At 55.4% G+C, this 21,987-nt stretch carries 22 protein-coding genes; 12 read left to right on the top strand and 10 right to left on the bottom strand.

What is annotated here, in order from left to right:
* Positions 1-63: 63 nt before the first annotated feature.
* Positions 64-891: a MurR/RpiR family transcriptional regulator gene (locus tag ACXIZX_RS25015; protein WP_061719167.1), complete on the bottom strand. Its 828-nt coding sequence runs from the start codon at positions 889-891 to the stop codon at positions 64-66.
* A gap of 154 nt (positions 892-1,045) precedes the next feature.
* Here ACXIZX_RS25015 and ACXIZX_RS25010 point away from each other — a divergent pair, with 154 nt between their 5' ends.
* Positions 1,046-2,605 carry a PTS transporter subunit EIIC gene (locus tag ACXIZX_RS25010; protein WP_479405377.1) on the top strand — a complete coding sequence of 520 codons (1,560 nt, stop codon included), beginning with the start codon at positions 1,046-1,048 and terminating at the stop codon, positions 2,603-2,605.
* Positions 2,602-3,291 carry an N-acetylmannosamine-6-phosphate 2-epimerase gene (locus ACXIZX_RS25005; protein WP_277967342.1) on the top strand — a complete coding sequence of 230 codons (690 nt, stop codon included), beginning with the start codon at positions 2,602-2,604 and terminating at the stop codon, positions 3,289-3,291. Before ACXIZX_RS25010 ends, ACXIZX_RS25005 begins: the two co-directional genes overlap by 4 nt.
* 285 nt (positions 3,292-3,576) lie before the next feature.
* Here the strand turns inward: ACXIZX_RS25005 and ACXIZX_RS25000 are convergent, their stop codons facing one another.
* Positions 3,577-4,710 (bottom strand): MFS transporter, encoded by a 1,134-nt coding sequence (locus ACXIZX_RS25000; RefSeq protein ID WP_179452317.1) that lies wholly within the window; start codon positions 4,708-4,710, stop codon positions 3,577-3,579.
* Positions 4,711-4,848: 138 nt separating this feature from the next.
* Here ACXIZX_RS25000 and ACXIZX_RS24995 point away from each other — a divergent pair, with 138 nt between their 5' ends.
* Positions 4,849-5,598, top strand: coding sequence for an IclR family transcriptional regulator (locus ACXIZX_RS24995; RefSeq protein ID WP_179452318.1), 750 nt, complete (start codon positions 4,849-4,851; stop codon positions 5,596-5,598).
* On the opposite strand, the gene ACXIZX_RS24990 is transcribed toward ACXIZX_RS24995, so the two are convergent.
* The 5 genes from ACXIZX_RS24990 to ACXIZX_RS24970 form a co-directional block, all read right to left on the bottom strand.
* Positions 5,595-5,906, bottom strand: coding sequence for a cupin domain-containing protein (locus ACXIZX_RS24990; RefSeq protein ID WP_179452319.1), 312 nt, complete (start codon positions 5,904-5,906; stop codon positions 5,595-5,597). The genes ACXIZX_RS24995 and ACXIZX_RS24990 overlap by 4 nt on opposite strands.
* Before the next feature lie 142 nt (positions 5,907-6,048).
* Positions 6,049-6,264, bottom strand: a complete 216-nt coding sequence (locus tag ACXIZX_RS24985; protein WP_008101902.1) for a YdgH/BhsA/McbA-like domain containing protein — start codon at positions 6,262-6,264, stop codon at positions 6,049-6,051.
* A gap of 195 nt (positions 6,265-6,459) precedes the next feature.
* Positions 6,460-6,675, bottom strand: coding sequence for a YdgH/BhsA/McbA-like domain containing protein (locus ACXIZX_RS24980; protein ID WP_007890154.1), 216 nt, complete (start codon positions 6,673-6,675; stop codon positions 6,460-6,462).
* Between the two features lie 121 nt (positions 6,676-6,796).
* Positions 6,797-7,690: a dihydrodipicolinate synthase family protein gene (locus ACXIZX_RS24975; protein ID WP_179452320.1), complete on the bottom strand. Its 894-nt coding sequence runs from the start codon at positions 7,688-7,690 to the stop codon at positions 6,797-6,799.
* 116 nt (positions 7,691-7,806) lie between these two features.
* Positions 7,807-8,895, bottom strand: a complete 1,089-nt coding sequence (locus ACXIZX_RS24970) for a YncE family protein (protein WP_179452321.1) — start codon at positions 8,893-8,895, stop codon at positions 7,807-7,809.
* 452 nt (positions 8,896-9,347) lie between these two features.
* Between ACXIZX_RS24970 and fhuE the strand changes: the two genes are divergently transcribed.
* Positions 9,348-11,501: a ferric-rhodotorulic acid/ferric-coprogen receptor FhuE gene (gene fhuE / locus ACXIZX_RS24965; protein WP_179452322.1), complete on the top strand. Its 2,154-nt coding sequence runs from the start codon at positions 9,348-9,350 to the stop codon at positions 11,499-11,501.
* 63 nt (positions 11,502-11,564) lie between these two features.
* On the opposite strand, the gene ACXIZX_RS24960 is transcribed toward fhuE, so the two are convergent.
* Positions 11,565-12,116: a C40 family peptidase gene (locus tag ACXIZX_RS24960; RefSeq protein ID WP_008101910.1), complete on the bottom strand. Its 552-nt coding sequence runs from the start codon at positions 12,114-12,116 to the stop codon at positions 11,565-11,567.
* 239 nt (positions 12,117-12,355) lie between these two features.
* On the bottom strand, positions 12,356-13,333 hold the full coding sequence (locus ACXIZX_RS24955) for an isopenicillin N synthase family dioxygenase (RefSeq protein WP_179452323.1): 978 nt from the start codon (positions 13,331-13,333) through the stop codon (positions 12,356-12,358).
* Positions 13,334-13,362: 29 nt separating this feature from the next.
* Here ACXIZX_RS24955 and ACXIZX_RS24950 point away from each other — a divergent pair, with 29 nt between their 5' ends.
* From ACXIZX_RS24950 to ACXIZX_RS24940, 3 genes are all read left to right on the top strand, one after another.
* Complete coding sequence (locus ACXIZX_RS24950; protein ID WP_179452324.1) at positions 13,363-13,671, top strand: hypothetical protein; 309 nt, start codon at positions 13,363-13,365, stop codon at positions 13,669-13,671.
* Between the two features lie 169 nt (positions 13,672-13,840).
* Entirely contained in the window at positions 13,841-14,809 is a 969-nt protein-coding gene (locus ACXIZX_RS24945) for an ABC transporter substrate-binding protein (RefSeq protein WP_179452325.1), read from the top strand.
* A 7-nt stretch (positions 14,810-14,816) separates the two neighbouring features.
* Entirely contained in the window at positions 14,817-16,232 is a 1,416-nt protein-coding gene (locus ACXIZX_RS24940) for an amidohydrolase family protein (protein ID WP_479405376.1), read from the top strand.
* 5 nt (positions 16,233-16,237) lie between these two features.
* Here ACXIZX_RS24940 and ACXIZX_RS24935 read toward each other — a convergent pair whose 3' ends face one another.
* Positions 16,238-17,758 carry an MDR family MFS transporter gene (locus tag ACXIZX_RS24935; protein ID WP_479405375.1) on the bottom strand — a complete coding sequence of 507 codons (1,521 nt, stop codon included), beginning with the start codon at positions 17,756-17,758 and terminating at the stop codon, positions 16,238-16,240.
* Between the two features lie 79 nt (positions 17,759-17,837).
* On the opposite strand from ACXIZX_RS24935, the gene ACXIZX_RS24930 reads away from it, so the two are divergent.
* From ACXIZX_RS24930 to ACXIZX_RS24910, 5 genes are all read left to right on the top strand, one after another.
* Positions 17,838-18,503, top strand: a complete 666-nt coding sequence (locus ACXIZX_RS24930; protein WP_479405374.1) for a TetR/AcrR family transcriptional regulator — start codon at positions 17,838-17,840, stop codon at positions 18,501-18,503.
* A gap of 461 nt (positions 18,504-18,964) precedes the next feature.
* Complete coding sequence (locus ACXIZX_RS24925; protein WP_479405373.1) at positions 18,965-19,531, top strand: peroxiredoxin; 567 nt, start codon at positions 18,965-18,967, stop codon at positions 19,529-19,531.
* A gap of 15 nt (positions 19,532-19,546) precedes the next feature.
* Complete coding sequence (locus ACXIZX_RS24920) at positions 19,547-20,776, top strand: protein-disulfide reductase DsbD family protein (RefSeq protein ID WP_061719151.1); 1,230 nt, start codon at positions 19,547-19,549, stop codon at positions 20,774-20,776.
* Between the two features lie 17 nt (positions 20,777-20,793).
* Positions 20,794-21,351 carry a sigma-70 family RNA polymerase sigma factor gene (locus ACXIZX_RS24915; RefSeq protein WP_479405372.1) on the top strand — a complete coding sequence of 186 codons (558 nt, stop codon included), beginning with the start codon at positions 20,794-20,796 and terminating at the stop codon, positions 21,349-21,351.
* Entirely contained in the window at positions 21,338-21,967 is a 630-nt protein-coding gene (locus ACXIZX_RS24910; protein ID WP_179452329.1) for an NrsF family protein, read from the top strand. Before ACXIZX_RS24915 ends, ACXIZX_RS24910 begins: the two co-directional genes overlap by 14 nt.
* Positions 21,968-21,987: the final 20 nt, after the last annotated feature.

The raw sequence follows: 21,987 nt of genomic DNA, 5'->3' as shown, positions 1-21,987 counted from the left end.
CATATAAAATCGCACGTTTTGTAGGGTCGCCATTCATGGCGACCTTCCCCCATCCCACTCAAATCACATCAGCATCGGCAACGTCGCAGTCGCCGTTTGCTGGCTCGCCGCCAGATAGCGTGCATCGTGCGTCATCAACTCGTTAATCAGCACTTCCACCAGCAGCATCGCGCCCACTTTGCCGCTCAACGCACCGGCGTTGAACGGGCCTTCCGGCCGTGCGGCCACCAGCAGCATATCGGCTAAGCTGCCCATCGGGCTGCGCAACGTATTACTCAGCATCAGCACGCGGGCGTTTTGCTTTTTCGCCACCTTCACCACATGCATCACATCTTTGGTTGAACCGGATGCAGAGATGGCGATCACCAAATCGCCCTCTTTTAGCGTCGAGGCATTCATTGCCGCGCGATGCATATCACCAAACAGCTGTGCCGATTTACCTAAGCGCAACAGGCGATAGTGCAAATACTCACCGGTAATCGCGCTGGCCGCCACGCCGTAGATTTGGATGGTGTTGGCCTGATGCAGCGCTTCTACCGCGAGCTGTAACACCTCGCGGTTGATGAATTTCCCGGTATCCCGCAGCGCCTGCACCGTTTCCTCCACCAGCATGTCGATGCTGTCACCGCTGGCAATCGCGGCGGGCTGATTGTGTTGCACATCCAGCGCCAGCGCCATTTTGAATTCGGTATAGCCTTTGCAGCCGAGATGACGACACAGCCGCGTCACGCTCGCTTCGCTGGTATCGGTCTCACGCGCCAGTTCGGTGATGGTGAGATACAGCACTTTCTGCGGGTCGGTGAGGATGAAATCGCCCAGCTTTTGCAGCGTCGGACTGTAGCCCGGCAAACCCTGGCGCAGGTGCAGCAAGATGTTTTCATTGTCCGTCATGGCGGTCTCTCTGGTTCACGGCATTAATGGCGCACAGTGTGCAGCAGATTAGGGCATAAGTGAAAGCTATCACAATAATGATGGAAATTTTCACCTGATGAATTAAATTGTGGTAATAATTTTTACCACAACATCACTTCAGGGATAAAAATTTATGTCATCAATCCTCAGCGGTGCCTCCTCAGGAGTTTGGTTCGAAAAAGCCCAGCGTTTTGGCAAGTCGTTCATGTTACCGATTGCCGTGCTACCGGCAGCCGGGTTACTGCTGGGCATTGGCGGCGCACTCTCCAATCCCAATACCATCAAAGCCTATCCGTTCCTCGATGTGACCTGGCTGCAAGGCGTGTTCACCATTATGGCGAGCGCCGGTTCGGTGGTGTTTGCCAACCTCGCGGTGCTGTTTGCGGTTGGCGTAGCGGTAGGATTGGCCAAAAGTGACAAAGGCACCGCCGGATTGGCTTCGCTGCTGGCTTATCTTGTGATGAACGCCACCATTAATGCGCTGCTGACGCTAACCGGCGTGCTGGCTCAGGGCAACCTGAGCGCGGAAGGACAAGGTATGCCGCTTGGCATTCAAACCCTGGAAACCGGCGTATTTGGTGGCGTGGTGATCGGGCTGGTGACGGCCATGCTGCATAACCGCTATAACAAAATCGCCCTGCCGCAGTTCCTTGGCTTTTTCGGTGGCTCGCGCTTCGTACCGATAATCAGTTCCCTGGTCGCCATTCTGGTGGGCGCGGCGATGACCATTGTCTGGCCGCATTTCCAGAAACTGATTTTTGGCCTCGGCGGCTTGGTGGATGCCACCGGCTATTTCGGCACCTTTATCTACGGCTTCGTGCTGCGCATGCTTGGCCCATTCGGCCTGCATCACATCTTCTATTTGCCGTTCTGGACCACCGCGCTCGGCGGCAGCGAAGTGGTCAACGGACATCTGGTGGAAGGCACGCAGCGCATCTTCTTCGCCCAGCTTGCCGATCCCAATACCCAGCAATTCTACGTTGGCACCGCGCGCTTTATGTCCGGGCGCTTCATCACCATGATGTTTGGCCTAATCGGCGCGTGTCTGGCGATGTATCACACCGCCAAACCGGAAAACCGCCAACGCGTGGCGGGATTGCTGCTATCGGCGGCGCTGACCTCTTTCCTTACCGGCATCACCGAACCAATTGAGTTCTCGTTCCTGTTTGTTGCGCCGGTGCTGTATGTCATCCACGCGCTGTTTGATGGGCTGGCATTTATGATCGCCCACATCCTGCACATCACCATTGGCCAAACCTTCTCCGGCGGCCTGATCGATTTCATTCTGTTCGGCGTATTACAGGGCGAAGCTAAAACCCACTGGTGGTATGTCCCGCTGGTTGGCGTGCCGTGGTTCCTGCTCTATTACTTTACTTTCCGCCTGCTGATCACCCGCTTCAATTTCAAAACGCCGGGCCGTGAAGATGCCAGCATTGAAACAGCGCCGATGGTCGCCGGAGAACGTCCTTTACAGGTCATCGCGGCTTTAGGCGGCAAGCAGAACATCGCCGAACTGGATTGCTGCGCCACGCGTCTGCGCATCACGCTGATCGACAGCAGCAAGCTCGATGAAAACGCATTGAAAGCCACCGGCGCACGCGCCGTGATCCAACGTGGCAAGGGCGTGCAGGTAATTTATGGCCCGCACGTCACCATTATCAAAAATGAAGTAGAGGAGTTACTCGCGCTATGAAAGCACCGATGCTGGCCCAGATTAAGGGAAAACTGGTGGTCTCGTGTCAGGCTCTGGAAGATGAGCCGTTACACAGCCCGTTTATTATGTCGCGCATGGCGTTGGCGGCAATGGAAGGCGGCGCAGCAGCGATTCGCGCCAACAGCCTGATCGACGTGCAGCAGATTATGCAAACTGTGGATTTGCCGATTATCGCCATTATTAAACGCGACTATCCCGGCAGCGATGTGTATATCACCGCGACGCTGCGGGAAGTGGATGAGTTGATGGTGGCGAATCCGGCGATGATTGCGCTGGATGCCACGCTGCACACGCGTCCTGGCGATTTGCAACTGCCGGCATTGGTGGCAGCGATTCGCCAGCGCTATCCGCAACTGCTGCTGATGGCTGATATCGCGACGGTGGAAGAAGCGTGCAAGGCAGCGGAATTAGGTTTCGATTGTGTCGGCACCACGCTGCACGGTTACACCGCAGAAACGCAAGGTTGTTATCTGGCTGCCGATGACAGCCGCTTCCTGCGTGATGTTTTAGCTGCGGTAGAGGTGCCGGTGATTGCCGAAGGGAATGTTGAAACCCCGGAAATGGCGGCGCATTGTCTGGCGCTGGGCGCACATGCGGTGGTGGTCGGCGGCGCGATTACGCGTCCACAGCAGATAACGCGCCGCTTTGTGAATGCCATCAGTTAAGCGTAAAACGGTCGCCAGGAATGGCGACCTTACGGATGTTTGGAAAGGTTTTTGTAGGGTGCGCACCGATACGTCGCCAGCCACAGCAATTAATCATTAAGGGTTCACGTTCAGCGTGAACCCTTTTTTCTGCTGAACTGCCTTTCTTCCACGAAAAAAACCAAACTGTTCAAGGTTATCCACAATCCCCGTGCGTAGAGTCGGCGTTATCCTGTGGATAAAACTCGCCTCGCGCCATACAGCGCCCGATGCGCGCATACGGTTACTTTTCGCACGATTATGAAATCATGTAGTGACCGAGCGCCCCACTTTCCCCATGGCAAAAACGTTTACTGCCGCTAACAGCGCGGCGGCAGCAAAGGCGCTGACGAAACCGCCGGGCAGATACGCCATAAAGGCCGCGAGAAACTGGCCGGAAAAAATCGCCATCGATAAACGCGCCAGCTGGCGGCCGCGTTCCTGCGGCTGGCTGATCTCCACCGTCATATGGTTAACCAGCGGAATCGACAGACCAAATCCCATGCCCAGCAAAATGCCGCCCGGAATAAACAGCACCATGTTTGGCGCAGCGGCAAACTCCAGATGCGCCAGCAGATAACAGACAAACGCCATCACTAAGGTTGAATAACTGCCAAAGCGCTGCGACACGTCGGGCATGATGGCGGCGGCAAGCACCGCCACCAGCGAGACGAAAGAGAGAAAATAACCAATGTGCGCGGCATCAATGCCCATCGCGGCAAAACGTTGCGGCAACATGATCACGGCGGTGAAAAAACACATCATCGAGCAGAGTGCGGCGAGTAAAACCGGACGCAGCGCGCGATCGCTGTTTCCCGCCTTCTCATCTACAGATTCCGATGCCGCCAACTGCGGCGGGCGTGGCACGGTGATCAACACCATCAGCAACATCAGCCAGGCAAACAGATAAAGCCCATACGGCCAGCGCCAGCTGATCGACGCCAGAATACCGCCAATAAACAGAAACAGTACGCCACCCAGTTCGATAGACATCCCTTGCCGCGCCATCATTTTCAGCCGCGCTTCACCGCTGTAAAAACGGGCGATCAAGCTGGTACCCGCCGCCATTACGATTGCGGTGGCGCAGCCGAGTAAAAGACGATCGATGATCTGCGGTAGCGCGCCAGGCAACCACGCGCCTGCGACGCCGAAAAGTCCGTAGCAAAACAGTCCGATGAGCAGAAGTGAATAAGCGCTCCAGCGATCGATAGCACGTCCCGCTAACGGACCCGCCAGTACCACGCCAAGCGACGGCAGCGTGACCAGCCAGCTTGCCAAATGCGCGACGCCAAGTTGCGCAGCGATTTCGCTGAGTCCGGGAACAATCACGCAGCCCACCATAATCGTCAGGCAACTGACCGCTAATAAGGTAATTGCGCCGGTAGGTTTGAGGGATGACACATCAACTCCTGATATCCACATAATGGACATAAACACCGAATAGTGGACGACAGTGTTAGAGGAATCGGTGGCGCTGTCAATCACCGCACGCCATCGTGCTATAGTGTTGCCAGCTCAAACGCACGGAATCCTCTAAAAATGAGTGTGGAAACAGAAACTAACGGATCACAGGTGATCGCGCGCGCCGCCACGATTTTGCGCGCGCTGGAAGATCGTCCGGCGGGATTAACGATGTCGGCGTTGGCGAAAATCACTGCATTACCGCGCACCACCGTGCATCGGCTGGTGACCTCGCTGATCGCTCAACAGCTGTTGTTGCAGGATAGCGATGGCATCAAATTGGGTCCGGCGCTGGCTCGTCTCGCGGCATCGGCGCATACCGATATCATCGCGCTGGCACAACCGGCAATGGCGACACTCGGCCGTCGTACGCGTGAAACCGTCGATCTCTGCGTCTGGCGCGGTAGCCATACCGTGTTGGTGAGTCAGTGTGTTTCGGATCAGGAGTTGCGGGTGGCATCGCCGGTGAGCACCGCGTTTCCCTCGCACTGTGCGGCACACGGCAAAGCGTTACTGGCGGAGCAATCTGAAGAGGCGCTGGCAAGCTTGCTGCCACAGCTGAAAGAGGTGCGCACCGAGAAAACGCAGCAAGAAGCAAAGTCGCTGCTGAAAGATATCGCCGCCACGCGAAAGCAAGGTTATGCCATTGATCGTGAAGAGCATGCGCGCGGGGTTTGCGGCATCAGCGTGGCGCTGCAAACCGGCGCGGGTGAACGCTATGCTTTAGCGATTGCCGCACCGGCATTGCGTTTTGATGAGCAGTTCGCGCATTTGCTGGCGTCACTGCTGCAGGCAAAAGCCGAGATTGAAGCGCTAGTGGCGCGTTAAACCGAATCTTCTTTTTCGATCACTAACACGCGCGCTTCACCTTGCGGGTGCGCAACATGCTCGGTGCCGATGCTGGCGAAAAAAATGTCGCCGGTATTGAGCAGCACTTTCTTCACCTCGCCCGCTTCGCGGTAATGCATCTCTACCGCGCCATCCAGTACCGCAAACACTTCTTCGCCATCATTGATGTGCCATTTGTAAGGTTGATTGGTCCAGTGCAGACGCACGCTGGTGCCGCCGAAGTTGGCGATGTCTAACGCATCCCAGGCTTTAGCAGGTGAGAAGTTTTTGCTGACGTAGATTTTCATGCGATATCCGTGTAAAGGAGAACTGGGTTGATGATACACAGAGCGCAGGCGGACGGCGGGACACACGCAGGCCATTTACGGACATGCAGATACAACAAAGCCGCCCGGAGGCGGCCTTAACACAACGGCTTGTGCGACTAACTTATTTATACAGCTCTGCAGTCATGTGTACGCGGTTGTTAGTGTTGGCGCTGGTGATTTTGTACTGTGCGCCCTGCTCTTGAGCCTGAGCTGCGATTTTCGCTTCTGCGCCATCCAGAGTTGAAGACTGAACTGAAACGCTCTGTGCAAAGCTAGCAGCAGACATCATTGAAAGAGCAGCAACGGCGGCGATAGACAGTGTTTTGATAGTTTTCATGGTCATAATCCTTAGGGGTTTAAATAGAAGACTGTGTGCCTTCGATGAGAATAATAATAACTGAAGTTATCGTTGCAATATTAACCATTAGTGCGATCACGATAACTTACGTAACTATACAGTTTCCGGCGCTTTGTCGACAAAAAAGGCCGCCCGTAGGCGACCTGTTCTGGCACATCCGTATGCAACCATCCGTTATTTGTAAAGTTCTGCAGTCATATGTACGACGTTACCGTTGCTTGCTTCCAGAATTTTGTATTGCTCACCATTCTGTTTAGCCTGTGCAGCGATTTTGGCTTCAGCACCATCCAGAGTCAGAGAAGTAGCTGAAACGGTCTGTGCGAAGCTAGCGGCAGACATCAGTGAAAGAGCGGCAGCAGCGGCGATGGTCAGAGTTTTGATAGTTTTCATGGTCGTATTCCTTTGGTTGTTTGATTTGAAGGCTGTGCGCCTTCGATGGAAACAATAATAACCATTGAAACTATTATCAGATTAACTATTAGTGCGATCACAGTTAATCAACTCATTATCACTACGCCAGCTCGAGCTCTGTGATAACCCTTTTCACTTCCGCCACATCCGCCGCCGAAAGCGAACGCAGTGGGCGCGGCAGGCAATCATACTCAGCAAGCCCCAGCGCGCTGGCCGCCGCAGCGATGACGCGAATACTGCCGCCGTGTTGGGTAAACAGCGCCCAAAGCGATGCCAGCCGCTGTCCTTGTTCGGCTACCGCCGCAAAATCGCCCGCCATCGCCGCATCTGTCATTGCTTTAGCGGTGCGCGGGAACAGTCCGCCGCACACTGAATACCACACTTCACAACCGGCGATTAGGCCTGCTGCGGCAAAGGCATCGCCGCTGACGCCAATGGTGACGTCTTGCGGTAATTGATCACGCAAAGCCTTTACCCGTTGCGTAGCCGCTGCAATATCGGCGGGCACGCCGGGAATTTTGATGGAAGCGATATGCGGCAGCGTGGCGATACGCGCATGCAGCGCATCGGAGAAGACAAAGTGGCTGGTACCGGGATTGTCATAAATGCACACCGGCTGCGAAACGTGGCGCGTGACATCCTGATACAGGCCAAACACTTCGTCATCAGTGAGTTTCTGATAGGAAACGGCGGGCAGCAGCAAGGTGCTGGCGCCAGCCTGTTGCGCATCCTCGGCAAGTCGCAGCACTTCGTCGGTGCTCACCGCGCCAATGCTGACCATCACCGGAATAGCGTCCGCATGCTGCACCGCCAGCGTCGCAATACGCTTGCGCTGTTCGCGCGTGAAATAGGCGTAGCTGCCGGTGGATCCCAGCACGCCAAGCGAATCGACCTTTGCTGCCGTGAGCCGCGCAAGAATATTAAGAAAAGCTTTCTCATCAATTCCAGAAGCATTCAGCGGAGTCAGGGGAAATGCACTCAATCCTTTAAACATAGCCAGCGCCTTATTCGTCATTAACAGGGGAAAACAGCTTAACCTGCACTGTTATAAGCCATCAGAAATAAAAATGCCCTCTTACGAGGGCATGAATTATCGCTACAGCTAGGGGATTATTTCAGCGCGATGCGTGCAATCTGATCCTGGCCTTTGGTTGAGGAGTCTTTATTAAACTCCGCTTTCAACGTTACATATAGCGTGTTGTTGTCTGGGCCAATCAGCAGGCTGTTTGGATTGTTATCAAACGACCAGCTGTTTTTTACCGCGTACGTGGTGGCATCCAACTGCAGCACTTTCTTCGATTCGCGCTGGCTGATGTAGATCTCATTACGTTTGGCGTTGAATTTGATAGCCAGCGCATCGCCTTCAATACGCTTGATCACTTTGCCAGTGCGCTCATCAAACACCAGCGTGGTTTTGCCTTTCGAATCGTCGGTGACGAACAGGCGACCTGTTGCCGGATCTTCCGCCATATTCAGGAACAAGTACTCTTTACCGTCGCCCGCCGTCCAGCGCTTCTCAATTTTGTGCGTGCGTGGATTGATTACCAGAATCTCGCCCGCGCCGTTGGTCGCATAAATGCGCTCAGTCAGCGGAGAATAGATGATGCCGGTTACCCATTTGCCTGCATTTTTGATGGTGGCTTTCAGCTTGAATGTTCTCACGTCAACCACCGAGATGTACCCCGGATCGGCCACGCGACCAACATACAGCTCGTTGCCGTGCCACAGCACTTCACGCGCGCCCGCCGGATAACCTTCTTTATCTTTCTTGCCTGGGAAGACTAAACGTTCCAGCACTTTGCCGCTTTGCGCATCCACTTTCGAGATGGCGCCATCCAGCGAGTTGGTGGTGTAGAACACGCTGCCCGCTTCGTCGATCGCCGTACCGAAGTTTTTCAGATCGGTATGCGTCACGCCTTTGGTTTCCAGCGTGTTTGGGTCGAGACGATAAATCACACCGCCGTTCACGTCTTTAAAGCTCTGCGCGCTGGCAACGTATAACGCTTTCGCAGCAGGCGAGTACGCCATTTCATACAGGCCATCGCCCAAGGTGCGCTGGGTCAGAGAAGTATCAACTGGCTTGGCAGCGGCGGCTGGCGCTTCGGCTTTTTTAGCCGGAGCCTGGCAAGCGGTCAGGCTGAAAGCAGCGACGATCGCTGCAGCTAAGGCGGCTTTGCGCGGGCTAAATAACGATTTCATGCTCAACTCCATCAATGGATGAACGGCTCCGTTGCGCGCGTGCGCATACGGAAAATACAAGAAGAATGAGAATCATACGCATTAGCATAAACTTAGCAACTTTCTCGACGATCTTCCGTACTTTGCCGTGAATACCGGCTTGCTAGTCGCACACCTTTCTTAGCCAAAAAACGTCCTGATATTGCCTTAAAAACATGAAAACGTTAGCAATTAACAGGTTATTTTTACTCGTAAGACCTTGATACATAGCCCACTTACAGATTATTACAATTGCAGTTGAAACCTTCGGCGGATTCTTTAAAGCAAATGATTATCATTGGCTTTCTCAATAAATGCGCAGTGGCGGTTTGCGTGCCTTCTCTTCCGCCCTTCCCGGCTGATAAGTAACGACGCAAACAATAAAAAACGAAGCAAAACAGCTTCCTATAACACAGGTTTCTACAGGAAATTTTATGTCTGGCATCAGGAAAACCTTTAACGTCTCACTGCTGGCGGTGACGATTCATGCCCTGCTTACGCCGAACATGGCGCAGGCAGCAAGCGATACGCAGCAGGATTTGGTGGTCGATGCATCCGCAACCGGCGGCAGCGATAACAACGAAAAGCAGGATTACGCGGTAAAAACCACGCGGGCGGGCACCAAATTGTTGCTAACGCCACGCGATGTGCCGCAGTCGATCAGCGTGGTGACGCAGCAGCGCATGCAGGATCAGAACCTGCAATCGGTGAACGATGTGCTGACCAACGCCACCGGCATCTCAACCAACCTGATCGACAGCGAGCGCTCGGAATACTATTCGCGCGGCTTTAAAGTCACCAACTTCTCTTTCGATGGCATTCCCACGTCGATTAATGACAACTGGAACTATGGCGATGCCGCCTCGGATACCGCCATTTACGATCGTATTGAGATCGTACGCGGTGCCACCGGATTGATGACCGGCGCGGGAAGCCCGTCAGCATCGATCAACATGGTGCGCAAACACGCCGACAGCAAAACCTTCACCGGCTCGGTCAGCGCCAGCTACGGCAGCTGGAACAAACAGCGTTATGTTGCCGATCTCTCTGCGCCGTTGAATCAGGATGGCAGCCTGCGCGGCCGCGTAGTGACCGGTTACAGCGATGAAGACAGCTGGCTCGATCGTTACCACAAAACCAAAAAGTTCCTTTACGGCGTGATCGATGCCGATATCACCGAGCACACCACGCTGTCGCTGGGCTACGACTACGAAGATGCCAACACCGGCAATCCAACGTGGGGCGGCTTGCCGATGTTCTACAGCAACAATGCCACCACACATTACGATCGCAGCCTCAACTCCGCCGCCAACTGGGCACGCTACAACACCAATTCGCGCAAAGTGTTCGCCGACATCGATCATAATTTCGATAACGGCTGGAACATCCACGTCAACGGCACGCACGCGGAGAATACCTTTAACGATAAGTTGCTGTATGTCATGGGCAGCCCTGATCAGGACAGCGGCGAAGGCACCACCGGCTACGGCAGCATGGATCGCGGCAAACGCCAGATGGATTCCTTCGACGGCTACGCCAGCGGCCCGTTTGAGCTGCTAGGGCGTCAGCACCAGTTGATGGCGGGCGTAAGCTACAGCCGCCAGCACAACGCCACTTACAGCCAGGATGGCGTTACCGACCTGGAAAACTATGATATCGCCTCAGGCGACATGGGCATTTTCAACAACAACTGGAACGGCAACATCGCCGAGCCGCAATGGCAAGGTTGGTATCAGAATGCCGACGATACCATTCGCCAGAAATCCGCTTACACCGCCGCGCGCTTCTCGCTGGCCGATCCGCTGTCGCTGATTATTGGTGCACGCTATACGCAGTGGAGCACCAACGGCAGCAGCGGCGATATGACGAAAAATAACACCACGCCGTACGCTGGTTTGGTGTACGACATCAACGATACATGGTCGGCGTACGGCAGCTATACCTCGATCTTCCTGCCGCAAACCTACCGCGATACCAGCGGCAAATACCTGTCGCCAGTTACCGGTAAAAGCTATGAAACCGGCCTGAAGTCCGCCTGGTATGATGGTCGATTAACCGCGACCGTGGCGGTATTCCGTATTGAACAAGACAACGTTGGTCAGGCGATTGCTGGCGTCTACTTGAGCGGCAACGAACAGGCTTATGCGCCCGCCAAAGGTGCAGTGAGTAAAGGTGCGGAGTTTGAGCTGAACGGTGCGCTAACCGATAATCTGCAGCTAACGTTCGGTGCCACACGCTACGTGGCGCGGGATAAAGATGGACGTTTCAACAGCTATCAGCCGCAAACTTCCTTCAAACTGTTCACCCGTTATCAGCTACCAATGTTGCCGGATCTGACGGTTGGCGGCGGCATCAACTGGCAGAACCGCGTGTTTGAAGATGCCACCAATGCCAGCGGCGATACCGTGCGCGTTTATCAGGGCAGCATTCCACTGGCATCGCTGTTTGCGCGCTATCAGGTGACTAAGCAGGTGGCGGTGCAGGCGAACGTCGATAACCTGTTTGATCGCGAATATTACAGCTACATGAACAGCTATGTTTATGGCGCGCCGCGCAGTGTTTCGATGAGCGTTTCATACCAGTTTTAATTAAACCGTAGGGTCGCCATTCATGGCGACCCATTCAACCCTTCGCACATTTATGCGGACCCATCAAACCTTATTTTTATAATTGAAACTGATCTGCGAATTCTGTTCTTTCGGCAAACGGCGCGCCTCTAAATAAACCGATTTCCAGTACGGATTATTTAGCGAAGAGCGCATCACGCCCTGGCTCACCGACGCGTGCAGGAATTGATGATCGGTGTCATAAAAGCCGACGTGCAGCTCGCGCTTAATGCGGAAGAACACTAAATCACCGGGTTGCAGATGCGCCTGATCCACCGGTTTGCCCATAGCAATTAACTCTTTGGTGGTGACGCGATCCATCGGAATATTGAAGCGATCCTTCAGCGTGCGCCAGACAAATCCTGAGCAATCGACGCCGGTTAATTGCGTACCGCCCCACTGATATTTAGTCCCTTCCCACGAATGCATTTGATCGTGCAGCGCGGCAATCACCGGAATTAAATCGGGCTGTTTGCCACCGTCTGCCGAGGTATCCACGCTGTCCTCTGCAGGCGCATGCGAAGACTTAGAAGAACAACCGGCCAGAGTAAAAAGAAACAGGCAGGCGATAACTTTGCTGGCGGCAGAATTGATCATGTGTAGGTGTTTTCGCTGAGGGAGACAGTGGTTAGAGATTTATACCGTAAAAAAGTTGCAGAAATAAATAGGCGTGCGGTGAAATCTTTTATTTGCCGGTTGTTTTTACCTAAGTTTACGCAACGGTAACATCTTGTATTTGAGTTAAAAATCTATTTCCCGCGCTGCGCTTTTTCTGCGCAGGAGAATATTTGCTCTCCTGCACAGAATGACATCAATTTCGACTTACAGCTGTACGTTTAATACTTGCCGGAGAAATTGGCGCTAATACGCTGCGCCAGATAATCCTTCGCGGAAATAGGCGGATATTTTTTCTCCGGTCCTTCAATAATCACGTCTTCGTTCGCCTGGCAGAAAAACGCCAGGCTGTAGCGTGCCGGCACCGATTCACCCGGCAGCGGATTGCTGACACGATGGAAATTCGACGGCAACTTGTCGTCACTCCAGCGCATCAACATATCGCCGATATTACAGGTAATTAAGCCTTCCAGCGGCGCGATCGGCGTCCAGATTTGCTCCTCCATCTCTTTGCCCGGACACACTTGCAAACCGCCCTGCCCATCACGCTGGAACAGCAAGGTCAGGCAATCGAAATCGGTATGCGCACCCGCGCGCCAAGGACCATCTGGCTCACCGCTGATGGCAAAGTAGTGCAGCATCCGCAGCGTGCTTTGGTAGGTTTCGCGCGAGGGCTCATGCGCTTTGGCAAAGAAGTCGTCGGGGAATCCCAGCTTCAGGGCAAAACAGGAGAGCAAGCGCATGCCCACTTCCCAGCACTGACGCTCGAATTTCAGTACATCATGTTGGAAGCCGGGCAAAGTGGCATCATCCGGCCATAAGCCTTCCATACGCGGTCGCGTCACCTGATACGACTCTTTTTGGTCCGGTTTACCGGTGGAGGGACGAATCTGCGCGCGGTATTCCCAGCCGGCATTGCGGCTGAGTGGATGGCGCGCTTTGTCACTTTGTGGCAGCGCAAAAAAGCGCTTGGCGTTAGCAAAAGCCGCATTGATGTCGTCGAGGGGAATACCGTGGCCGGAAACCTGGAAGAAGCCAATTTCAGTGGCGGCTTGCCACAACTGATCGGCTATTTCAGCTTTACGTTGGTCGAAATCGGAGAGATCGATGATGCGCACATCACGCGCCGCTTCCACGCCGCGCGCGCCCATCCGCGATTCTTTTGCCAGTTCATGCATGTCATAAGTGGTCTTTTCCATTGGTGCACCTCGTTATTGAGCGATAACGGATGACCCACCCGCTGTGTGGCAGTCATCCCCGCGCCTGCTTAACGTGCAGGCGATCGAGCAATGACCCACCGGGTGAAACCACGGTTGACAGCTTCTACTCATTTTCAGTCAAGCAAAGCCTGTGCCAGCTCACGGAACTAAGTAAGATCAACAAGTTAAGCCATCTTGCACATCATGCCTGCACAACGGCGGTGCAAAAATGGGCGCCTTGCATCATCAACGATCAGCGGATGACGCAAAATCTCAACACATTTCAGATTAAACTCAATATTTTCATCGTGTTACATGAATGGCATGCGCTTTGCTAAATCCTTATTGAGTATAAGCGGTCAGCGTGACAGCAGATTCACGCAGGACATTGCTCTACAGCATTAGCTGTACCTCGTCAGGGGACGATGCGAATCACGCATCGTGAGCACGCCATGCGCCGCAACGCCCCTGATGACGACAACAAACTCAACGTTTATTGGGGGTTTTATGACAATGTCGCGTTTCCGTTTCTCGTTATTCGCTGCTCTGCTGAGCACCTCTGCCCTGTCGCACGCCGCCGACAAACTGGTATTACAAACCACCTGGGTCGCACAGGCTGAACAAGGCGGTTATTACCAGGCGCTCGCCACTGGCATCTATAAAAAATTCGGGCTGGATGTTGAGGTGCGCTCCGGCGGGCCGCAGTTGAATAACATGACGCTGCTGCTGGCGAATCGTGCTGATGTCATCGTCAGCTACGATCTGCAAGTGCTGCAGGGCGTTGAGCGCAACTTCCCGCTGAAAGCCATCGCCGCGCCGTTTCAGTTTGATCCGCAAGGCATAGTCACGCATGGCGATGTGAAGTCACTGGAACAACTAAAAGGTAAAACCGTGCTGGTATCAGCCAGCGGACAAGCCAGCTGGTGGCCGTGGCTGAAAGGCAAATATCAGCTGCAGGATGGTCAGGCGCGCCCTTACACCTTCAACATGCAACCCTTCCTCGCCGACAAAAATACCGCGCAGCAAGCTTACGCCACCTCCGAAGTGCAGCAAATCAAACAGGTGCAGCCGGACAGCAAATTCTATCTGTTTGCCGATTATGGCTATCCAGCGTACGGCGGCATTCTGGTGACGCGCGACGATTTACTGCAAAAAGAGCCGGACGTCATGAAACGTTTTGTTGCGGCATCGATGGAAGGCTGGCGATCCTACCTCGCCAATCCGGCTGCCGGTAATGCGCTGATCAAAAAAGAGAACCCGCAGATGACCGACGCGATTCTCGCCTTCGGCGTGTCGCAAATGAAAGCACTGCATCTGATTGACGGCGGTGATGCGGCGAAACAAGGTCTAGGTGTGATGACGGATAAGCGCTGGCAGGCAACGCGTGACTTTATGGTCAACGCCGGTCTGCTCAAAGCCTCCACCGACTGGCAGAGCGCATTTAGCACGCAGTTTGTCGCGGCCAACGCGGAGTGAGTTGCTCATGAGCCAACTGTTAATCAAACACTGCGCCGCGATTCTGACCGGCGACAAACAGCAACCGCGCAGCAGTGCGCGCGATATTCGCATCCGCGATGGCCTGATTACGGAGATGGGCGAGCTCGACGCTGCCGCTGATGAAACCGTGATCGACGCCCGCGACTGTGTGGTCTATCCCGGCTGGGTCAACACGCATCATCATCTGTTTCAATCGCTGCTCAAAGGCGAACCGCAAGGTCTCAATCTCAGCCTCGGCGGCTGGCTGGCCGCGACGCCGTACCGCTTTCGCGGCGCTTTCGATGAACAGACGTTTCGCATCGCCGCGCGTGTCGGTTTGGTTGAGCTGGTGCGTTCTGGCTGCACCACCATTGCCGACCATCACTATCTCTATTGGCCTGATATGCCGTTTGATGGCGCAGCAATCCTGTTCGATGAAGCTGACAAGCTGGGCGTGCGCTTCGTGCTGTGTCGCGGCGGTGCTACGCAAAGCCGTGGCTTAGAGAGCGACTTGCCCACCGCGCTGCGCCCGGAAAGCTTTGACAGCATGATGGCCGATGTCGATCGGCTGGTGGCGCGCTATCACCAACCGCAGGATAGCGCGATGCGCCGCATTGTGATGGCGCCGACCACCACGCTGCACTCCACCACGCCGCAGGAACTGCGCGAGAGCGCGCGCCTGGCACGTCAACTCGGCATTCGTCTGCACAGCCATCTGTCGGAAACCGTTGATTACCTCGACGCCGCACGCGCAAAGTTTGGTATGACGCCGCTGCAATTTTGCGCCGAACACGACTGGATCGGCAACGACGTTTGGTTTGCGCATCTGGTGAAACTGCTGCCGGAAGAGATCGCCATGCTGGGTGCGGCGGGCAGCGGTATCGCGCACTGCCCGCAAAGTAACGCGCGTCTCGGTAGCGGCATTGCCGATTTGGTGGCGATGGAGCAGGCGGGCGTAAAAATCTCGATTGGCGTCGATGGCGCAGCCTCGAATGAGGCGGCGGATATGCAAAGCGAAACCCACGCAGCCTGGCAGTTTCAGCGCGCACGCAAAGGCATGCTGGCGCATCCGCGCTATGCCGGTGGCACCTTTGAAGGCGGTGGCGATGCCGCCAGCATCGAAGATGTGGTGCGCTGGGGCACATCCGGTGGCGCGCAGGTTTTGGGCTTGAACACCGGCCGTCTTGCGCCCGGCATGGCCGCCGATATCGCCGTCTATCGGCTCGACGATCCGCGCTATTTTGGCCTGCACGATCCCGCCATTGGCCCGGTGGCCAGCGGCGGACGCGCCAGTTTAAAAGCGCTGATCTGCGCAGGAAAAGTGCTGATGCAGGAGGATGTGATTGCCGGAGTGGATTTGGCGGAACTGGGCCGCGACGCTGCGCAAGCGGTAAAAACCTTACAGCAGCGCGCGGCGATGTAACAGCGTTAAGCCGCTGCGTCTTTCTTGCGCAGCGGTGATTCTGGCAGGAACAGCGACAGCACAAAGGCCAGCAGCATCACGCCCGCCGCCATTTGAAAGGCTGAGTGCACCGCATCGCCAAACACCTGCAAATAGGCTTGCTGCACATCATACGGCAAACGATGCACCGCTTGCGGATCGAGCGCGCGCGGCAGCTCTTTGCCCTGCTCCACCAGCGTGGTCAGGCCCGATTTCAGCACCTGACTGAACACCGCGCCAAACAGCGCCACGCCAATCGAGCCACCCACCGAGCGGAACAGCGTGACCGACGACGTCGCGACACCGATACGATCGGGCGTCACGGTGTTCTGCACCGCCAGCACCAGCACCTGCATCACCATGCCCATTCCCATCCCTAGCACGCAGGCAAACAGGTAGATATGCCACAGCGGCGCATCGATGGTCAGCGTGGTGAGCAGCGCCATACCGATGGTCGCCAGCAAAGTACCAAAAATCGGGAACAGCCGATATTTACCGGTGCGGCTAATAATGCGTCCACTGACGATGGAGGTGATCAGCAATCCGCCCATTAGCGGCAGCAGTTGCAAACCGGCTTCGGTGGGCGTGGAGCCTTTTACCACTTGCAGATAGAGCGGTAAAAACGTCACGCTGCCAAACAGCGACATGCCGACAATAAACGCCATCAAACTGGCGAGCGAGAAGCTGCGATTGCGGAACAGCGACAGCGGAATAATCGGTTCCCAGGCGCGGCGCTCCTCATAAATAAAGCCGATTACGCCAATCACCCCAAAGGCCAGAATGCACCACAGCAGCGGATCGGACCATTCACGTAATGTGCCGCCTTCGCTGGTGAACAGCGTAATGCCCACCAGCGCCAGGCTGAGAAACACCGCGCCGGGATAGTCGATTTCATGCGGCTTGCGCTTGTTGTCGGTCTTGAACACCGCATTGATGATCACCAGCGCAAACAATCCGAGCGGCAAATTGATGTAGAAAATCCAGCGCCACGACGCATGCTGCACGATAAAACCGCCCAGCAGCGGACCAATCACGGTGGCTAAACCAAATACGCCGCCAAACAGGCCCTGATATTTACCGCGATCTTGCGGCGGAATCACATCGGCGACCGCCGCCATGCTCACCACCATCAAACCGCCGCCGCCTAAGCCTTGCAGCGCGCGGGTGAAAATCAGCTGCTCCATATTCTGCGCCAGACCGCACAGCGCAGAGCCGATCAGGAATAGAATCACCGAGATTTGCAGCACGGTTTTACGGCCAAACAGATCGCCAAACTTGCCGTACAGCGGCACGACAATGGTGGAAGCCAGCATATAGGCGGTGACGATCCACGACAGGCGATCGAGCCCGCCCAGTTCGCCGACGATGGTTGGCAGCGCGGTGGAGACGATGGTTTGATCCAGCGCCGCCAGCAGCATCACCAGTAATAAAGCGCTCATCAGCAGGCGGACGGAAGGAGGATTCTCCTGCCCGCCGCCCGACTGCGGCGCGAGTGTTTGGGGTTTCATAACAGACACCAATTGAAATTAATTAAATACACAATTAATATTGATCTCAGTCTGACACGAATCAAGTGAGCGAGTAAAGATGACCGCACGAAAAGTCCCTGCTGACGAAATGGCCAACGCCGCCAAACCCCGCCGTCCTGGCCGTCCACGCGGTGGCGCGATCAACGTGCAACAGCGCGAACTGCTGCTCGACATCACCTTAGCGCTGTATGCCGAAAACGGCATCGGCGAAACCTCGCTCAACGCGATTGCGCGCAAAGCGGGCGTTAGTCCGGCGATGCTCAATTACTATTTCCAGTCGCGCGAATCGCTGCTGGATATCGTGGTTGAGGAGCGGTTTTTGCCATTACGCCAGCGCCTGGTAGCGCACTTTATGGATGACCCGCGTGACCCTGTCACTACATTCAGCGCTTTTATCCGTGAAGTGGCGGATATCGTCACCACGCACAACTGGTTCGCGCCGCTGTGGATGCAGGAAGTAATGCAAGGTGAAGGTGGTTTAGGTCAGCACATTAAAAAACGCTTTGGTCACGGCGAACGCGATCAGGTGAAAAAACTGATTGAGGGCTGGCAGCAGCAAGGCTTACTCAATCCCGATCTGGAGCCACAACTGCTGATGACCTCGATTCTCAGCCTGGTGCTGGTGCCCTTCACCCGCTTTGCCAACGATACCGCTTACCCCCGCGAAATCATTGTGCAGCATACGTTGAGTTTGTTTTGCAAGGGCATTCAGCCCACTCCGTAGGGTCGCCATTCATGGCGGTATGCTCGTCACTTAAGCGACTTTCGGTCACCATAAATGGCGACCCTACAAAGGATTGGCGCGTTTTTCGTAGGGTGCGCATTCATGCGCACCTGCATACATAGGCAAATTAATGCTTAACTGAGCGGCATTACGCCATGAATGGCGAACTGGGATAAAGACAGCTTTATCCCCCATAAAGGATAATCCCGACTTTCACTTCGACTCCAAATGAGAATAAGCAATGATTTACGGTCCACGCCAACTTACAAATCACGACAGACTGATTCGCCAAAAAAACCAATGGATATAAAGTAATTGGCGAAAAAATTCGGCCTCAAGCAATCCTCCCTGACTCGCCTGAAAAATAATTTTTCACCCCACCGAAACTTTACTCCCTGCTCCAGCGAACTGAATTACTGAGACATCCAAATCGGAACTCCCATTCATCGCAGGAGCAGAAAATGAAACGCATCAAATCCCTCGTTTGTACCCTAACCATGACCGCCGCATTGGGTCTGTCTGCCTTTAACGCCGGTGCCGCATTGCCGGTGGGCGCGAAAGCACCGAACTTCGAACTGCAGGGCGCGTTAGCCGGTAAGCCGTTGACCTTTTCACTGCAAAACGCCTTAAAGAAAGGCCCGGTGGTACTCTATTTCTTCCCGGCTGCATTTAGCGCAGGCTGCACCATTGAAGCGCACGATTTTGCTGAAGCCACCGATAGCTTCGCCAAAATGGGCGCAACTGTGGTGGGTGTAACCGCCGGTAATACCGATCAGGTTAGTGATTTCTCCAAACTGGAGTGCCGCGATAAATTCACCGTCGCCGCTGATCCAGGTGCGAAAGTGGCGGCGCAGTATCAAACCACCATGCAGATGAAAGGCAAAACCCTGTCCGATCGTACCTCGTATGTGATCGCGCCCAATGGCAACATTCTGCTGAGTTACACTGACAGAAACCCGGACACGCACATTGAAAAAGCGATGGCCGCCGTTAAGCAATACGACGCTTCTCACCCGCAAGCTAACTAAGCAAAGAGGCCAGCGATGTTAACCGCCATGCTGGCCGCCTTCATCGGCGGCATCATTCTGAACTTAATGCCCTGCGTGTTTCCGGTGATCTCGCTGAAAGCGCTCGGCCTGTTGCGCCATACCGATAACGCCGCCAGCGCGCGTCGTGAAGGGATGGGTTTTTTACTCGGCGTTGTAGTGACCATGATGGCGTTGGCGGGCATCTTGCTGGCGGCACGCGCCGGTGGCGCGGCGGTTGGCTGGGGTTTCCAGCTGCAATCGCCGCTGGTGATCGCCTTGCTTTCACTGGTTATCCTCGCCGCCGCGCTCAATCTGCTCGGTGTGTTTGAAGTGGGCTTATCGGTACAACGCGTTGGATCGGTTGACGTCGGTCGCGGTGCCTTTACGCGCTCAGCGTTGACCGGTGCGCTGGCCATTATCGTCGCCACGCCGTGCGCCGCACCTTTTATGGCGAGCGCCATCGGCTATGCATTGGTGCAGCCGCCCGCCGTTGCCTTAGTGATCTTCTTTGCGCTGGCCATCGGCTTCGCCGCGCCGTTCACGCTGGTATCGCTGTTCCCGGCGTTGGCTAAATTCCTGCCGCGTCCCGGCGCATGGATGGATGTGTTAAAACGCGGCCTGGCGTTCCCGATGTTTGGTGCTTACGCCTGGCTGGTTTGGGTGCTGGCGCAGCAAGCGGGAAGCGCGGCGCTGGCAACCTTACTGGCCGCCTCGGTGATAGTGGCCTTCGCCGGCTGGCTGTACGGCATGGCGCAACATCGCCACTTTGCCGGGAAAAGTCACAAGGTGCTGTATGCCGTTACGGCGGTGCTGATCATCGCCGTAATCGCACCGCTTCCTGGCCTTATCAAACCCGGCGCAGGTCTGGCAGGCGATCAGCTGACGGCAGAAGTTACCAAAGCCAAATGGACGCCGCAGGCGGTTGAAGCGCAGCGCGGTCACGGTAAAGCGATATTTGTCGATTTCACTGCGTCCTGGTGCATCACCTGTCAGGTGAATGAGAAAACCTCACTCTCAACTCAGGCCGTGAAAGATGCCATCGCCAAAACTGGCACGCTGTACATGGTGGCAGATTCCACTAAATTTAATCCGGACGTGGATGACACCATGAGCGAGTTCGGTCAGGGCGGATTACCGATGTATCTGGTTTACCCTGCCGATGGCGGACCGCCGAAAGTGCTGCCGCAGGTGCTGACACCGAGTATTGTGGTCAACGCGCTGAACCAGGCGAGCAAGAAGGCGTAAGAACAACAAGGCGGATTATGCAAACAAGCGATAGCGCGCGCGAAAGTTGGCCCGCGCTAATGGAACAGGCGCAGGCGGGCGATCAGCTCGCCTACACCCGACTGCTGAAAGCGCTGGTGCCGGTGATTCGTGCGCAAACACGCAAACAGATCGCCGATAATGCACTGGTAGAAGATGTGATTCAGGATGTGCTACTGACGGTGCATCGGGTGCGTCACACCTATGATCCTGCCCACCCTTTCTTACCCTGGCTGATGGCGATTATCTCGGCGCGCGTCATTGATGCGCTGCGGCGACGCGGTCGCCATCAGCAGTGGGAAATTAACGACGACGCGATGCCGGAAGTGGCTAGCCCGCCCGACGCCCCGCAGCAGGACTCGCAGGAAGAGCTGGCCGGCTACCTGCGCCAGCTGCCCTCGCGTCAGCGCGACATTGTCGAACATGTTCATCTGCGCGAAATGAGCCTGACGGAAGCAGCCGCGCATAACAATTTAAGTGTTGCAGCGGTGAAATCGCTGTTGCACCGCGCGCTGACGAATCTGCGCCGTTTTGGAGCCAATCATGACCGATCATGAACTGTTAATTGAAAAACTCGGGCGCGAGATGCGGCCCGTCAAACCGCTGCGATCCACCAGCTGGCGCGTCATCACCTGGCTGCTGCTGGCGTTACCTTGTGGCATCGCCGCCAGCTTTTTGGTGCAGCGCAGCTTCACCGACTGGGCGCAGCCCGGCGCGTTGCAGGCAATTCTGCAGCTGGTGCTGGCGTTTATCCTCGGCACGCTGGCGATCCGTAGCGCCTTCAATATGAGCATCGCCGGACGTCGCAGTATCAGCTGGAAAGCGCTGCTGCCGATTGGCTTGTTGTGGCTTGGCATGAGTATCAGCCAGATTCCCGGTGAGGTGCCAATCGAACATGACAACGACAGCGCGCGCTGCTTTACCTTTCTGCTGGTGGTGAGCACACCGATGATGGCGCTGATGATCGCCAGCCTGCGCCGCACCCGTGCACTGCATCCGGTGCGCAGTTTGGCGATGGCCGGCTTGGGCGTTTCCTGCATGGCAGTGACGCTGCTGGCGTTTTGTCATCCGGTGCATCTGCATCCGCTAGATTTTGTCATGCATCTGGCGGCGATAGTTACGATAGTGGCGTTAACCGTGCTGGTCGGGAGACGTTGGGTAACGTTGCGTTAAATACGGATTAAAACGGGGGA

Source organism: Candidatus Pantoea symbiotica, assembly GCF_056491525.1.
Note: the sequence above shows the minus strand (reverse complement) of the source record. Positions and strands in the feature narration are given on the sequence as shown.